1 rRNA gene is annotated in these 241 nt (G+C 56.0%); it reads left to right on the forward strand.

The features are described 5' to 3' along the window. A 16S ribosomal RNA gene (locus HPT30_RS31215) occupies positions 1-241 on the forward strand; the annotation flags it as partial.

Genomic DNA, 241 nt, shown 5'->3' on the forward strand with positions numbered 1-241 from the left:
CTTGCACTCCTGATGGTTAGCGGCGGACGGGTGAGTAACACGTAGGCAACCTGCCCCACAGACTGGGATAACTACCGGAAACGGTAGCTAATACCGGATAATTCCTTTTGGCTCCTGCTAAAAGGATGAAAGACGGAGCAATCTGTCACTGCGGGATGGGCCTGCGGCGCATTAGCTAGTTGGTGAGGTAACGGCTCACCAAGGCGACGATGCGTAGCCGACCTGAGAGGGTGAACGGCCA

The sequence above is a fragment of the Paenibacillus agri genome, from assembly GCF_013359945.1.
Classification (GTDB): domain Bacteria; phylum Bacillota; class Bacilli; order Paenibacillales; family Paenibacillaceae; genus Paenibacillus_AQ; species Paenibacillus_AQ agri.